The 14,684-nt window shown below is 68.8% G+C and carries 13 protein-coding genes; 6 read left to right on the top strand and 7 right to left on the bottom strand.

Features of this window, described 5'->3' with window-relative positions; all coding sequences use genetic code 11:
• Nucleotides 1–30 precede the first annotated feature (30 nt).
• The 4 genes from PE066_RS14560 to PE066_RS14545 are packed head-to-tail and all read right to left on the bottom strand — an operon-like array spanning nt 31 to nt 4,534.
• Nucleotides 31–951 (bottom strand): ABC transporter permease, encoded by a 921-nt coding sequence (locus PE066_RS14560; protein WP_271233250.1) that lies wholly within the window; start codon nt 949–951, stop codon nt 31–33.
• Complete coding sequence (locus PE066_RS14555) at nt 951–2,060, bottom strand: ABC transporter permease (RefSeq protein ID WP_271233249.1); 1,110 nt, start codon at nt 2,058–2,060, stop codon at nt 951–953. Before PE066_RS14555 ends, PE066_RS14560 begins: the two co-directional genes overlap by 1 nt.
• Entirely contained in the window at nt 2,053–3,594 is a 1,542-nt protein-coding gene (locus PE066_RS14550; RefSeq protein ID WP_271233248.1) for an ABC transporter ATP-binding protein, read from the bottom strand. Before PE066_RS14550 ends, PE066_RS14555 begins: the two co-directional genes overlap by 8 nt.
• A gap of 7 nt (nt 3,595–3,601) precedes the next feature.
• Nucleotides 3,602–4,534: a LysR family transcriptional regulator gene (locus PE066_RS14545; RefSeq protein ID WP_271233247.1), complete on the bottom strand. Its 933-nt coding sequence runs from the start codon at nt 4,532–4,534 to the stop codon at nt 3,602–3,604.
• A gap of 93 nt (nt 4,535–4,627) precedes the next feature.
• On the opposite strand from PE066_RS14545, the gene xdhA reads away from it, so the two are divergent.
• The 3 genes from xdhA to PE066_RS14530 are packed head-to-tail and all read left to right on the top strand — an operon-like array spanning nt 4,628 to nt 8,857.
• Nucleotides 4,628–6,085 carry a xanthine dehydrogenase small subunit gene (xdhA, locus tag PE066_RS14540; protein WP_271233246.1) on the top strand — a complete coding sequence of 486 codons (1,458 nt, stop codon included), beginning with the start codon at nt 4,628–4,630 and terminating at the stop codon, nt 6,083–6,085.
• Nucleotides 6,082–8,499 (top strand): xanthine dehydrogenase molybdopterin binding subunit, encoded by a 2,418-nt coding sequence (xdhB, locus tag PE066_RS14535; protein ID WP_440480533.1) that lies wholly within the window; start codon nt 6,082–6,084, stop codon nt 8,497–8,499. Before xdhA ends, xdhB begins: the two co-directional genes overlap by 4 nt.
• A 28-nt stretch (nt 8,500–8,527) precedes the next feature.
• The gene (locus PE066_RS14530) at nt 8,528–8,857 is read left to right on the top strand and encodes a hypothetical protein (RefSeq protein ID WP_271233245.1); all 330 of its coding nucleotides are present in this window, start codon (nt 8,528–8,530) and stop codon (nt 8,855–8,857) included.
• A gap of 13 nt (nt 8,858–8,870) precedes the next feature.
• Here the strand turns inward: PE066_RS14530 and PE066_RS14525 are convergent, their stop codons facing one another.
• The 3 genes from PE066_RS14525 to PE066_RS14515 form a co-directional block, all read right to left on the bottom strand.
• Entirely contained in the window at nt 8,871–9,086 is a 216-nt protein-coding gene (locus PE066_RS14525; protein WP_271233244.1) for a hypothetical protein, read from the bottom strand.
• A 124-nt stretch (nt 9,087–9,210) separates the two neighbouring features.
• Nucleotides 9,211–9,495 carry a hypothetical protein gene (locus PE066_RS14520; RefSeq protein ID WP_271233243.1) on the bottom strand — a complete coding sequence of 95 codons (285 nt, stop codon included), beginning with the start codon at nt 9,493–9,495 and terminating at the stop codon, nt 9,211–9,213.
• A 420-nt stretch (nt 9,496–9,915) separates the two neighbouring features.
• Nucleotides 9,916–11,061 (bottom strand): alpha/beta hydrolase family protein, encoded by a 1,146-nt coding sequence (locus tag PE066_RS14515; protein WP_271233242.1) that lies wholly within the window; start codon nt 11,059–11,061, stop codon nt 9,916–9,918.
• Nucleotides 11,062–11,481: 420 nt separating this feature from the next.
• Here PE066_RS14515 and PE066_RS14510 point away from each other — a divergent pair, with 420 nt between their 5' ends.
• The 3 genes from PE066_RS14510 to PE066_RS14500 all read left to right on the top strand — a co-directional run bounded on the left by PE066_RS14510 (nt 11,482) and on the right by PE066_RS14500 (nt 14,653).
• Nucleotides 11,482–12,141, top strand: coding sequence for an alpha/beta hydrolase (locus PE066_RS14510; RefSeq protein ID WP_271233241.1), 660 nt, complete (start codon nt 11,482–11,484; stop codon nt 12,139–12,141).
• A 67-nt stretch (nt 12,142–12,208) separates the two neighbouring features.
• Entirely contained in the window at nt 12,209–13,345 is a 1,137-nt protein-coding gene (locus PE066_RS14505) for an XRE family transcriptional regulator (protein ID WP_271233240.1), read from the top strand.
• A gap of 18 nt (nt 13,346–13,363) precedes the next feature.
• Nucleotides 13,364–14,653 carry a hypothetical protein gene (locus tag PE066_RS14500; RefSeq protein WP_271233239.1) on the top strand — a complete coding sequence of 430 codons (1,290 nt, stop codon included), beginning with the start codon at nt 13,364–13,366 and terminating at the stop codon, nt 14,651–14,653.
• Nucleotides 14,654–14,684 lie beyond the last annotated feature (31 nt).

Here is a 14,684-nt window from a genome sequence, read left to right as displayed (position 1 = left end):
TCTGAGGGGTGGTGGCGACGAAAGCGCGAATTATGAGCCGGGATGGAAGGGTTTCCCCAGGGAGGCCGGCATGTTGACCCGGATCCAGGTCGGGTTGCGCGAGATCAGCGCCAGCACCACGATGGTGGCCAGGTAGGGCAGCATGGTCAGGAACTGGGTGGCGACGTCGACCCCGGCGCCCTGCAGGTGGAACTGCAGCATGGTCACGCCGCCGAACAGGTAGGCGCCCAGCAGCACCCGCGCCGGGCGCCAGGTGGCGAAGGTGGTCAGCGCCAGCGCGATCCAGCCGCGCCCGGCCACCATGCCTTCCACCCACAGCGGGGTATAGACCAGGATCAGGTAGGCGCCGGCCAGCCCGCACAGCGCGCCGCCCGCCACCACCGCGGCCAGCCGGATCAGCCGCACCGGGTAGCCCAGCGCGTGGGCCGACTCGGGCGACTCGCCGACCGAGCGCAGCACCAGGCCGGCGCGCGAGCGGTACAGGAACCAGACCAGCCAGGCGACCAGGCCGATCGCCAGGTACACCATCGGGTGCTGGCGGAACAGCGCCGGCCCGAGCAGCGGGATGTCGCCCAGGAAGGGGATGGTGAAGTGCAGCCGCTCGGGCAGCTTTTCCTGCACGTAGCCGATGCCGGCGAAGGCCGAGAAGCCGGCGCCGAACAGGCTCAGCGCCAGCCCGGTGGCGTACTGGTTGGTGTTGAGCCAGATCACCAGCACCCCGAAGATGGCTGCCAGCAGCGCCGCCGCGCCGACGCCGGCCAGGAAACCCAGCGTGTCGCTGCCGCTGTGCACCACGGCGGCGAATGCCGCCAGCGCGGCGCACAGCATCATCCCTTCGGCGCCCAGGTTGACGATGCCGGCCTTCTCGTTGATCAGCAGGCCCAGGGCCGCCAGCGCCAGCACGGTGCCGGCGTTGAGCGTGGCGGCCAGCAGGAGTGCGTAGCTTTCCATCAGGCGGCCCCCTTCTTCGACGCCATCGCCACCGAGGGCTTCGCCTGGGTCGCCGATGAACGCCAGCGCAGCCGGTAGGCGATCAGCGTGTCGCAGGCCAGCAGCGTGAACAGCAGCAGCCCCTGGAACACGCCGGTCAGCGACTTGGGCAGGCCGAGCCGCGACTGCGCGAGTTCGCCGCCGATGTAGAACATGCTCATGAGGATGGCCGAGAACACCATGCCGACCGGGTGCAGGCGCCCGACGAAGGCCACGATGATGGCGGCGAAGCCGTAGCCGGCCGGCACGTGCGGCGTCAGCTGGCCGATCGGGCCGGCCACCTCCAGCGCGCCGGCCAGGCCGGCCGTGCCGCCGGACAGCAGCAGCGCCAGCCACAGCGCCTTGCGCGAGGAGAAGCCGGCGTAGCGCGCCGCCGCCGGCGCCAGCCCGCCCACCTGCTGGGCAAAGCCGGCCCGGGTGCGGAACAGGAAGATCCACAGCAGCGCCACCCCGGCCAGCGCGATCAGCACGCCGATGCTCACGCGCGAGCCGGCCATCAGCCGCGGCACCTGGGTCACCGCCTCGAAGGTGCGGGTCTGCGGGAAGTTGTAGCCGCCCGGGTCCTTCCACGGCCCGAACACCAGGTAGAACAGCAGCTGCTCGGCCACGTAGACCAGCATCAGGCTGACCAGGATCTCGTTGGCGTTGAAGCGGTCGCGCAGCGCCGCCGTGACCGAGGCCCACAGCATGCCGCCCACGGTGCCGGCCAGCAGCACCGCCAGCACGATCCAGCGGCTGGTGTCCTTGCCGGCCATCAGCGCCACCCCGCCGGCCAGGATGGCGCCGACGATGAACTGGCCCTCGGCGCCGATGTTCCAGACGTTGGAGCGGAAGCACACCGCCAGGCCGAGCGCGATCAGCAGCAGCGGCGTCGCCTTCACCGTCAGCTCGCCCAGCGCGTAGGCCGACTTGACCGGCTCCCAGAAGAACACCTGCAGGCCGCGCACCGGGTCCTTGCCGAGGGCGGCGAACAGCAGCACGCCGATCACCACCGTCAGCACCAGCGCCAGCAGCGGCGAGGCCAGGCTCCAGAAGCGCGAAGGCTCGGGACGGGCTTCCAGCCTAAGCATTGGCGGCCTCCCGGGCGGCGACGGCGGGCGGCGCATCCCACAGCCCGCTCATCCACGCGCCGATCTTCTCCACCGTGGCCTGGGCCCGCGGCAGTGAGGGCGACAGGCGGCCCTTGGCGATCACGTGCAGGCGGTCGCTCAATTCGAACAGCTCCTCCAGTTCCTCGCTGACCACCAGCACGGCGCAGCCGGCGTCGCGCAGCGCCAGGATCTCGCTGCGGATCTGCGCCGCCGCGCCGACGTCGACGCCCCAGGTCGGCTGCGAGATCACCAGCAGCTTCGGCCGGGCGTCGATCTCGCGCCCGACGATGAACTTCTGCAGGTTGCCCCCCGACAGCGACTGCGCCGCGGCCTCGGGTCCGCCCGCCTTGACGTTGAAGCGGCGGATGATGTCCCCCGCCTGGCGCTGCAGCGCCTTGACGTTCACCCAGCCCGAGCGGCCGACGGCGTCGGTGCGGGTCAGCATCAGGTTGTGCGCGAGCCCGAGCGAGGGCACGGCGCCGCGGCCCAGCCGCTCCTCGGGCACGAAGTGCAGGCCCAGGTGGCGCCGGTGCGCCGGGCCCATGCGGCCGGCCGCCTGCCCACCCAGCCGGATGGCCTCGGGGCGGGCGCGCCGGTCCTCGCCCGACAGCGCGTACAGCAGCTCGCGCTGGCCGTTGCCGGACACGCCGGCAATGCCCACCACCTCGCCGGCCCGCACCTGGAAGTCGATGCCGTCCAGGTCGACGCCGAACGGCGATTCGCGCTCCAGCGCCAGCCGCTGCACCTGCAGCACCACCTCGCCGGGCTGGCGCTCGTGGTGCTCCAGCTCGGGCGGCTCGGCGCCGATCATCATGCGGCTGAGCGAGGCGTTGCTTTCCTGGCGCGGGTCGCACTCGCCGGTGACCCGGCCGCCGCGCAGCACAGTGCAGGCGTCGCACAGGGCGCGGATCTCGTGCAGCTTGTGGCTGATGTACAGGATGCTGCAGCCCTCGGCGGCGAGCTGGCGCAGCACCACGAACAGCTTGTCGACGGCCTGCGGCGTCAGCACCGAGGTCGGCTCGTCCAGGATCAGCAGCTGCGGGTCGGTCAGCAGCGCGCGGATGATCTCCACCCGCTGCATCTCGCCCACCGACAGCGTGTGCACCGGCCGCGAGGGATCGATCGGCAGGCCGTACTCGGAGGCCTTGGCCTCGATGCGGCGGGTGACCTCGGCCAGCTTCAGGCGCTTGCCGAGGCCGAGCCAGACGTTCTCGGCCACGGTCAGCGTGTCGAACAGGCTGAAGTGCTGGAACACCATGCTGATGCCCAGCGCCCTCGCCTCCTGCGGGTTGCGCACCTGCACCGGCCGGCCGTTCCACAGGATCTGCCCGGCGTCGGGCTTGACCGAGCCGTAGATGATCTTCATCAGCGTGGACTTGCCGGCGCCGTTCTCGCCCAGCACGGCGTGGGCCTGCCCGGGCCGCACGGACAGCGAGATGCCGTCGTTGGCCACGACGGCGGGGTAGCGCTTGGTGATGCCCTGCAACTGGAGGCGGGCGGCGGGTTCGGTCATGTTCTTGTCAGGCGGTTCGCAGCTGGCCGGCGGCGGCCTTGATGCGGGCGCGCAGCCACCGCGCCGCGGCCGAGGCATGGCTGCGCTCGTGCCACAGCTGGTAATAGGTCAGCGGCGGGAAGTCTATCGGCGGCGGCAGGATGGCCAGCGGCAGCCCGCCGGCATAGCGCTCGCAGAACTGGCGGCCGGTGGTCATCACCAGCAGGCTGGCGGCCACCATGGCCGGAATCAGGCCGAAGTGGGCGCAGCGGGCGGTGATGTTGCGCGCCAGCCCCAGGCTCTCCAGGTGCTCGTCGATCACGCCGCGCGCGCCGGGGTGCAGCGGCGTCGGCGCGACGTGCTCGGCGGCCAGCCAGTCGTCGGCGCTCCAGCCGCGCCGCACGGCGGGGTGGTCGCGCCCGACCAGGCAGGCCACCGGGTCGGTGAACAGCTCGGCGCGGTGCAGGTCGCCCGGCGGCTGCAGCCAGTTGCCGATCACCACGTCGACCTCGCCCTGGGCCAGCCGCTCGGAGTAGTGGCCGTCGGGCGACAGCGGGTGGATCTCGATGCCGGCGTGCGGCGCCTGGGCCTTCACGTCGGCCACCAGGGCGGGCAGGAACTGCGGGTCCAGGTAGTCGCTGGCGGCGACGCGGAAGGTCTGGGCGGTGGTGGCCGGGTCGAACCCGCGCGCGTCGGAGAACAGCGACTCGGCGGCGCGCAGGATGCGGGCGCTGGGTTCGACCATGCGCAGCGCGGCATCGGTGGGCACCATGCCCGTGCCCGAGCGCACCAGCAGCGGATCGCCGGCCAGCTCGCGTAGCCGGCGCAGCGCCGCGGACACCTGCGGCTGGTGCATGCCCAGGCGCACGGCGGCGCGGGAGACGCTGCGTTCGGTCAACACGGTGTGCAGGACCCGGATGAGGTGGAGGTCGATCTTGTCGAAAAGGTCCTGGTCTCTCATACCCGCAGCGGCATGGTTCTCATAAGGCGGGGCTTATGCCGGTGGCACGCGGGCGGCCTACCCTTGGCAACTGGTTCGCCTTCACGCCACCCCATGGACAGCAGAACGATTCGATTCATCCGCCGCGGCCGACCGGTCGTGCTGGGCAATGTACCACCCGACCGCACCCTGCTCGAGGTGCTGCGCGAGGACCTGGGCGCCACCGGCACCAAGGAAGGCTGCGGCGAGGGCGACTGCGGCGCCTGCACCGTGGTGGTCGGCGAGCCCGACGGCGAGCGGCTGCGCTTCCGGGCCGTGAACAGCTGCATCCGGCTGGCGCACTCGATCGATGGGCTGGCGCTGTGGACGGTCGAGGACCTGGCGGCGGCCGACGGCACGCTGCACCCGGCCCAGCAGGCCCTGCTCGACAGCCACGGCTCGCAATGCGGCTTCTGCACGCCCGGCTTCGTGATGAGCCTGTTCGGCATGTACCAGAACCACGTGGTGCCGGGCGAACCGGTGACGCGGGCCCTGGCGCAGGAGGAGCTGTCCGGCAACCTGTGCCGCTGCACCGGGTACCGGCCGATCCTGGATGCGGCGCAGCGGATGGGGGAGCTGCCGCGGGTGGCCGTGGATGAGGGCCAGGTCCTGGCGCAACTGCGGGATCTGCGTCGCGCCGGGGACGAGGCGGCCACCTATCTGGCCCCCGACACCCTCGCCGGCCTGCTGGCCGCCCGCGCCGCCCACCCCGAGGCCCAGGTGGTCGCCGGCTGCACCGACGTCGGCCTGTGGGTCACCAAGCAGCACCGCCGCTTCGCCCAGGTGCTGGACGTGACCCGCGCGCGCGAGCTGCTTCGGATCGAGGACTACCCGCAGCACCTGGCGATCGGCGCCGCCGTCAGCCTGACCGACGCGTTCGCCGCGCTGGTGGCCGAGCGACCGCAACTCAAGACCTTCGCCAGCCGCTTCGCCGGCCTGCCGGTGCGCAATGCCGGCACGCTGGGCGGCAACGTCGCCAACGGCTCGCCGATCGGCGACTCGATGCCGCTGCTGATCGCGCTGGGCGCGCAATTGGTGCTGATGAAGCAGGGCGGGCACCGCCAGCTGCCGCTGGAATCGTTCCACACCGGCTACCGCGCCAACGTGCTGGCGCCCAACGAGCTGGTCGCCTGGATCCTGGTGCCGCGGCCGCGCGAGGGCGAGTTCCTGCGCGCCTACAAGATCTCCAAGCGCTTCGACGACGACATCTCCGCCGTCTGCCTGGTCGTCCGGCTGGAACTGGAGGACGGCCGGGTGGCGCGCATCGGCATCGGCGCCGGCGGCGTGGCCGCCACGCCGGTGCGCGCCACCAACACCGAGGCGTTCCTGGCCGGCCAGCCCTGGACCGCCGACACCGCCCGGCAGGCCGCGCAAGTGCTGCGCGCGGAGTTCCAGCCGATCTCCGACATGCGGGCCTCGGCGGCGTACCGCAGCGAGGTGCTGGGCAACCTGCTGCAGCGGTTCTGGCTGGAAAGCCAGGGCGCCGCCTCGATCAACCTGGAGCAGTTCCAGCTGCAGGAGGCCGCCGCATGACCGCCCGCGACGACGAATTCACCTCGGCCACCGGCGGCGGCCCGGCCGGCCCGGCGGATGCCGGCGAGCGCAACCTGGCGCCCGCCACCGTCTCGCCGCACGCCCCTGCGGCGGCGCAGCCCGCCATGGGCCGCTCGCGCCCGCACGAGAGCGCGCGCGCCCAGGTGATGGGCGCGGCCACCTACATCGACGACATCGCCGAGATCAAGGGCACGCTGCACGCCGCGCCCATCCTGTCGACCGTGGCGCACGGCCGGCTGCGCGGCATCGACCCGGCCGCCGCGCTGGCCCTGCCCGGCGTGCACGGCGTGGTGCTGGCCGGCGACATCCCGGGCGACCCGGTGCTGGCCACCTTCGTGCACGACGAGCCGGTGTTCGCCCGCGACAGCGTGCAGCACGTCGGCCAGGTGGTCGGCCTGGTGGTGGCCGAGACCGTGATGCAGGCGCGCCGCGCCGCGCGCCTGGTCAAGCTCGACATCGAGCCCCTGCCGGCAGTGCTGGACGTGCGCGAGGCCCACGCGAAGCAAAGCTACGTGCTGCCGCCGATCGTCGTGCGCCGCGGCGAACCCGAACAGGCCCTGGCCCGGGCCCGGCATCGCCTGTCGGGCCAGCTCGAGGTCGGCGGCCAGGAGCACTTCTACCTGGAAGGCCAGGTCGCCTACGCGCTGCCGCTGGAGCAGGACCAGTGGTGGATCCACTCCAGCACCCAGCACCCCGGCGAGGTCCAGCACTGGGTGGCGCACGCGCTCGGGCTGGAGAACAACGCGGTGACGGTGGAGTGCCGGCGCATGGGCGGCGGCTTCGGCGGCAAGGAAACCCAGGCCGGCCACATGGCGGTGTGGGCGGCGCTGGCGGCGCGCAAGTTCGGCCGCCCGGTCAAGCTGCGGCTGGACCGCGACGACGACTTCCTGGTCACCGGCAAGCGCCACCCGTTCGCCTACGACTGGGACGCCGGCTTCGACGACGACGGCCGCCTGACCGGCCTGAAGATCACCATGCTGGCCAACTGCGGCTTCTCGGCCGACCTGTCCGGGCCGGTGGCCGACCGCGCGGTGTTCCACACCGACAACGCCTACTACCTGGGCGACGTCGAGATCGCCTCGTACCGCTGCAAGACCAACACCCAGAGCCACACCGCCTTCCGCGGCTTCGGCGGGCCGCAGGGCGTGATCCTGATCGAGGCGATCCTGGGCGAGATCGCGCGCCACCTGGGCATCGACGCACTCGACGTGCGCAAGGCCAACCTCTACGGCGTCGAGGAGCGCAACGTCACCCACTACCAGATGAAGGTGGAGGACAACATCCTGCATCCGCTCATCGACCGCCTCGAACACACCTCGCACTACCGCGAGCGGCGCGCCGAGATCGCGGCCTGGAACGCGACCAGCCCGGTGATCCAGCGCGGGCTGGCGATCACGCCGGTCAAGTTCGGCATCAGCTTCACCGCCACCTTCTTCAACCAGGCCGGCGCGCTGGTGCACGTGTTCACCGACGGCAGCATCCAGGTCAACCACGGCGGCACCGAGATGGGCCAGGGCCTGCACACCAAGGTGATGCAGGTGGTGGCCGACGAACTGGGGGTGCCGTTCGAGCGGGTGCGCTGTACCGCCACCGAGACCGGCAAGGTGCCCAATGCCTCGGCCACCGCCGCCTCCAGCGGCACCGACCTGAATGGCCGCGCGGCCCAGTTCGCCGCCCGCAACGTGCGCGACAACCTGGCGGCCTTCGTCGCCGGGCTGGACGGCTGCGGCGCCGGCGCGGTGAGCTTCCGCGCCGGCCAGGTGCTCTCGCCCAAGGCCACCCGCAGCTTCGACGAGGTGGTCAAGGCCGCCTATGCCAACCGCATCCAGCTGTGGAGCGACGGCTTCTACCGCACGCCCAAGATCCACTACGACAAGGCCACCCTGACCGGCCGGCCGTTCTTCTACTTCGCCTACGGCGCCGCCTGCACCGAGGTGGCGATCGACACGCTGACCGGCGAGAGCCGGGTGCTGGCGGTGGACATCCTGCACGACGTCGGCACCTCGCTGAACCCGGCCATCGACATCGGCCAGATCGAGGGCGGCTTCATCCAGGGCGTGGGGTGGCTGACGACCGAGGAGCTGGTCTGGAACGGCCGGGGCGCACTGGCCACCCACGCCCCCAGCACCTACAAGATCCCGGCCACCGGCGACGTGCCCGAGCACTTCCGCATCGAGTTCTGGCCCGAACCGAACCGAGAGGACAACGTCGGCGGCAGCAAGGCCGTGGGCGAGCCGCCCTTCATGCTGGCCGTCAGTGCCTGGGAGGCGCTGCGCGACGCCGTGGCGCAGGCGCGCGGCGACCGCCGGGCCCCGCTGGTGGCGCCGGCCACCGCGGAGAACGTGCTCAAGGCCCTGCGGCGGGGCAGGTCGGCCGGAGCGGTCGCCCCCTGAAACGGCGGCGCATCGGCAGAATGGCCGCATGCGCATCCTCACCACGCCCCTGCTGTTCTGGGCCGACGGCATGACCCTCGCGCCCGGGCTGGTGCTGCTGCACCCGCGGGTGCGGCACGACGCCGGGTTGCTGGCGCACGAGGCGGTGCATTGCCGGCAGATGCGCGAAGTCGGGCTGCTGCGGTTCTGGTGGCTGTATTTCAGCTGCCGGGCGTTCCGGCTGTGGGCCGAGGTGGAGGCCTACCGGGTGTCGCTGCGGCACCAGCCGGGCGGCATCCGGCATTTCGCCCGCGTGCTGTCGCGCGGCTACCTGCTCGGCATCACGCCGGCGCAGGCCGAGAGCCTGCTGCGCGGCTGAATCGCGCCCGTCTTCACAGCGCCCAGGCCGCCAGCAGGCAGGCGCAGCCCCACATCAGCAAGGTCAGCGAGCCACCGAGCCAGAACAGGGGCTCGGGCGGCAACTCGGGTTCGGGGCCAGCCGGCGCATCGGCGACCTCAGGCGCCCAAGACACCCAGCCGCTGGCGGGCAGCGACACGGGCAAGGCGGTGTTCGCGAAAAGCAGCTCGGGCGGCAGGACGGGCAACATGCCGGCCATGCTCGCGGCGACGCCGGGCCGTCACTGTAGGAATCGGGCGTAGTCGGCGGAGGGATTCCGCCCAAAGCCGCCGCCGATGGCGCCGGACCCGGGTTTTTCCGGGTTTCCCGGCCGGTCAGTCGATGCGGCTGCGAGCCTGGCGCAGGCCCGCGCCCATGGCCCAGACGCCCCAACACACCAGCGTGGCGGACAGGGTGAAGCCGAGCGCCGTCTCGGGCACGAACCAGGTGGGCAGCGCGGGGAAGCGCGCGGCCAGGTCCTGCCCGGCGGACACCGGGGCCGCCAGCTGCCCCAGCGCCGCGCACAGCAGCGCCGCGGTACCGGCCAGGAACATCCACAGGCCCGTCCGGACCAGCCGGGCGGGCGAGCGGGCGAAGGAGCGGGTCAGCATCTCGCGCATCGGCTCATCTTGCCGCACGGATGGGCGCCATCGCTGGGCCAGCCGCCTGACGCGGCGGCGAAACCCGCGCTGCGTGCCCGGCTGCACGGTGGCGATGCTCGCTGTCCACACGGAATCACCGGTCGGGCCCGGCCCGAACGGGCCAGTGGTGTCGGCGAATTCAAACCTGGGCTTTGCCGCCCGCTCCTACGGCACGGCCGTGCCGCTCGCCGCACCATTGGCGCCATTCCATGGGAGGAAAACCCATGGGCCGAAACCTGGAGGTGAAGACGGACTGGGAATCGCACGAGCGCTCCGTCGGCCCCGAGAGGGGCTAATACCTCGCGCTCTGCCCGCTACCGGGCCACGTGCTTGCGTGGCCCGCCGGCTTGTCACGGGATCGGGGCGGTGCCGGGAACCGCCGCGAGCGCGCCCGGGCCTTCAGAGCGCCCGCATCCAGTCGGCCATCTCGTCGGCCACCTGCTCGACCAGCGCCGGCTGCCCGGCCAGGTAGTGGTTGCCGCCCTTCACGTCGATGTTCCGGATGCGCCCGGGCGCCGCGGCCAGCCAGGCGTCACGCGTGCTGGGGAAGGTCGACTGATCTGCGGTGTAGGTGTGCAGCAGCACCGGCACGCTGGTGCGCGCCAGGTTGGCCGGCCCGTCGGCGCGGCTGAGCGACGACCACTGCGACAGGAAGCCCGTGAGCGAGGTGATGCGGCCCATCTGGCTGGCCGCGAAGTTCACCGCGCGGGCGCCGGCCGCCCCGCTGCCCCACACGCTGCCGACCTCGCGGTCGTTGGGATCGAGCGAGAGGTCCAGGCAACGCGGATCGGCGTGGGTGCGGTGGATGACGAACACCTGGTCGCGCGGGCTGCCCGGCGCGTCGAGTCGGCGCAGGACGGCCAGGCGCTCCTGCACCCAGCGCTCGATGCGCGCCAGCCGGGCCTGCTGGGCGGCCTTGAAGCGCGCCAGGAACTCCGGCGCATACGGCGGGCCGTTGGCCGGGTCGTACATGTCGAGGTCGGGGTTGGCCGACAGCGGATCGGCCTCGTCGAATACGGACGGGTCGATCCAGTTGCGCATCAGCGTCGAGCGGCCCTCGTGCGCGGCGCACAGGGCGATGCCCTGCACCGGCGGCAGGTCCGCCGGCGACAGGCCGGCCGGGTCGCCGTCGAGCATGCGGTCGATGGTCAGGTTCTCCGCCTGCGCCTGGTAGGACGCCGCCAGCGCGGCGCCGCCCGAGTTGCCCACCAGCACCACCTTGTCGTAGCCCTGCGCCCGCAGCCACTGCACGCCGGCGCCCAAGTCCTGGATCACGCGCTCCATCAGCAGCAGCGTGTCGTTGCCGGCATAGCGCGAGTTCAACCCCAGGCAGGCGACGCCGCGCTGCGCCAGCGGCGCCAGCAGGTAGTGGCCCATGAAGTTGCTGGCCGGGTGCATCACGATCGCCGCCACCCGCTTCGGGCCGGGCGGCTGCGCGAAGGCGCCGTAGATGCGCGGGCGCAGCAGTTGCAGTCCCGATTGGCTCTCCAGCGCGGCGCCGGGCTTGACGTCGATGGTGGCGAGTTGCGGCTGAAAGTCGCTCATGAAGGTCAGTTTGCCACCGTCGTCCCAACCAAATAGAGCTGATCTGCACATTCAGGGACCGCGGCGGCTTGCGCACGGATCGTCGGAGCCCCAGTACCAGCGACACATAGACTGAGTGGCCTACTCAAAGCAGTTAAGTGCAGTAGCACTTAGAGGCAAGCGAAGTGATCCACTGCCTTGCACATGTCGTAGATGGTGAGCAGGGCGAGGCTAAGTCGTTGATTTATATGGCGCGAGGCGATTTCTCCGATGCCGTCTTGCCCATTTGGGTTGGACAAATTTTGGACAGTGTCATCTGCCCGGGCGCATCCTAGCCGACCGCCTCCGCAGCACGAAAAACGAAACGCAGCTGCAGGCCAGGGGTTGTAAACGAAACTTTACGGCCATAGAATCCGGTCGCACGAAACTCTAAGGGCCGCCGTGGCTAAACCTACCGAAACCGTTCCTTCTCTGCTTTCGCGGCATATTCCGCGCCCACTCGTCTTGGCCGTGGAGGAGGCGCTCACTGCCGGTGCAGCCCGAGCCTATGCGGCGGCCGAGGGCATGCAAGACGGCCATCTTCCCCATGTGGTCGGACAGCTCCGGCATTTCCACATGAATGAGGCATTCCATCAAGCGCTGGCACTCGCTGAGGCCCAGCCCACTGCTCTGCGTGGGAACACGGTGGTGACCGGGCGGACTGGTGTCGTGACCTTGGCTCGTTTCAACATCCCCGAGGGCTTCTGGGTGAACGGCAGGCGGAGCAAGACGCGGCGTCAGATGGCGCTTGCCAACAGTTCCATCGAGCCGCTCGTGCAGCACGGCCTCTTCACTAACTACGCCCCGCCTGCAGATGCCGTGGCATTTTTCGTCGCGTGCTTCAGCGGTTCGATCCGTGTGCAACCTGAGGGTCCGGTCTCGATCCAGATCGCTGTGCCGAATCCGCAGATGACTGGCTGGCTGTATCGCGCTCCGCTTGCCGCATTCATTGAACAATACGAGGATCAAGCTCCTGCCGCTGCCGTGAACGACCGCGCTGTGCCGCGCCTCAAGAGCGCCATCGTCAAGAAGGACGAACAGGACGGGACCGGGCGTGGCTAGGAACGGAATCCAAGGTTTTGAGCGGGCGCGTCTTAGCCAAGCTCTTGCTGCTCGGCGACTGACGCAAGTGCAGCTTGCCTCTTTGGTGGGCGTTTCGCCTGCAACCATCAGCAAGTGGAGGTCGGGGCAACAGGACCCCGAAGCGGAGGCGCTTGAGAGGCTTGCGACCGTTGTCAATGTGACACCGGAATGGTTCACCAGAAAGATTTCACCTCCGCTCTCGACGCCCCTGTTTCGGAGCAATGCGTCGGCTCATGTGGCCGCTCGTGCCATGCTGGGCCAACGGCTGGAGTGGGGCCAGGAACTCGCTGCCATCTTGGAGGAGTACGTTGATTACCCAGACGTCTTGTTGCCGCACCGCGAGTTCAAAAACCCGGAGGAGATAACTTCGGAGGAGATCGAACGTGCGGCCTGCGAGTGCAGAGACTTGTGGGGACTTGGACGAGCGGCGATTCCTGATCTAGCTCTTGCAGTGGAAGGTGCAGGAGTAATTCTTCTCCGGGAAGAAACCGGCATTGCCCAGATTGAAGGGCTGTCCGCTTGGAGTGCCGTCTTGAACCGACCCTTCATCTTGCTCTCCGCTGACAAGGACAACGGTTTTCGAAGCAGGTTCGATCTGGCCCATGAGCTAGGCCATTTGATCCTGCACAAACACATCACCGACCCTACGGACAGCGACCGTCACAAGCTCTTGGAACGGCAGGCGCATCAATTCGCGGGGGCGTTTCTTCTCCCCGCGGAAACGTTCGCATCTGATGTGCGCACGCCGGTGACGTTGGATGACCTGCTGCTCTTGAAGCGGCGGTGGGGTGTGTCGGTGGCGGCAATGATGATGAGGCTTCGTGCCCTCTCGATCTTGTCGGATGAAGCTGCCCAAGTGCTGTTCAAGCGCCGTTCTGCGAGATGGGGAGCTAAGTCAGAGCCTTTCGATGGTGACCGACGGCCAGAACAGCCCCGACTGCTACGGCGCACTCTCGACCTACTGATTGAGTCTGGCGTGCTTACGCTTGAATCGATTCCGCGTCAGATTGGAATCTCGGCACGAGATGTGCAGATGCTGGCTGGCTTGCCTGACGGATACCTCGAGGGCAAAGACAACGTGGTGCAGTTAGCCAGTCTGCGTCAGCGTTCGGAGGCACCAACTGGGGTCAGCGGCGCCCAACGCCAAGGAACTGTTGTCCCGTTCCGTCCGAAGCAATCCTAAGTTGTGGACACGTTTGAATTGGTCCGCCGCTACAAGGCGTCGGTGCTTGCAATTTCGGCGGACCTAAGACGACTCGAGGAAGACTTAGAGAACCTCGACCTTCTCCGATCTCTTCAGGGGGCAATCACTCGGCGCATCAAGCTCGCGGAACGTCGGGCAAAGGCGGCTAAAGAACAGACCCGCCGCCTGAAGTCCAAGCTCAGAGGCGAGCGTCCTCCCAAAAAGATTGCGAGTGCTCTCAGGCGCCAAATCGCAGCTTCGGAAGAGTCGCTGAATGCGTATCGCTACCTCACGTTCATCTGGCGATGTTTCGGTGATGGCATCGCCTTTATGTACTTGGATAAGTACGCGCTGAAGCATGTCTATTTCGACACCGTCGACTACGTGGTCAAGCAGGAACCCGGAAGTCTTTCCGGTAAGGCGGGCTTGGCTGTGGAATGGTCATTTGTCAAGTACGTTCTTACACATGGTGTCCCCGCGCTGCTGTGTGATCTGACCAACACGCTTCGGCACGGGGACGTCTGCATTCTCGTCGGTCCAGACCCGCTCTTGGTGGAGGTGAAGTCAAGCACGAACACTAACGAGAGGATCGCGCGACAGCTAGAGAGCATAGGGAAGCTTGCGGGCTTCTTCCGAGATGACGAGGCCAGGAATTTCAGGGGCACGCCGCATGTAGTTCGCACTGCGCTGAGTTCTACCGAGCGGAACTACTTCGCTGAAATCGGCCAGTGCATTAAAGACTCAGAAGTTGCAGGAGCGGCTACCTGCGAGCCGGAGCCGGGCGTCCGCTATGCGTGCATTCGCGATCCCGATGTCGGAACTTCTCTTCTCAGTTCAGTGCTGAGCGGATCGAAGATCGTCGCCACGTTGTTGAATGACGCGAAGGCTGACAGGGTTTGGATGCCGAATTACCCCTTCACCCTCTCAATTCGAGAACCCACCTCACTCTTTGAGTTCATCCGGGGACAAGTCTCGGTGCTGGTGACTATCGACTTGGAGATAGTCAAGGAGAAGTTCACGGAGTTGGGCTTCCGCGTCGCTTTTCTCCCGGAAGGTCCGTGGGCGTTTTGGATTCGAAGTGATGACGGAGAGTTCACTGCGGCCATCTCGCGACCTCTCTTCAATCGTGTGTTCTTCGAGTTTCAGTCACTCGACTGGTTCGTTCGGGAGCAGGGCGCCCGGTCAAACGGTGTCCGGTCGGACTTGGATGCTCAACCAACCCCCAACTCTATTGACGAGCCGGTCAAGTTGGGCTGGCTCGGACCGCACCCAGATGTCGAAGCGGTCTTCAGAGACTTCGCCCTATAGAGGGTGCTTCCGACTATTTGATTCCGAGGCT

It is taken from the genome of Ramlibacter tataouinensis, from assembly GCF_027941915.1.
GTDB lineage: Bacteria > Pseudomonadota > Gammaproteobacteria > Burkholderiales > Burkholderiaceae_C > Ramlibacter > Ramlibacter tataouinensis_C.
Note: the sequence above shows the minus strand (reverse complement) of the source record. Positions and strands in the feature narration are given on the sequence as shown.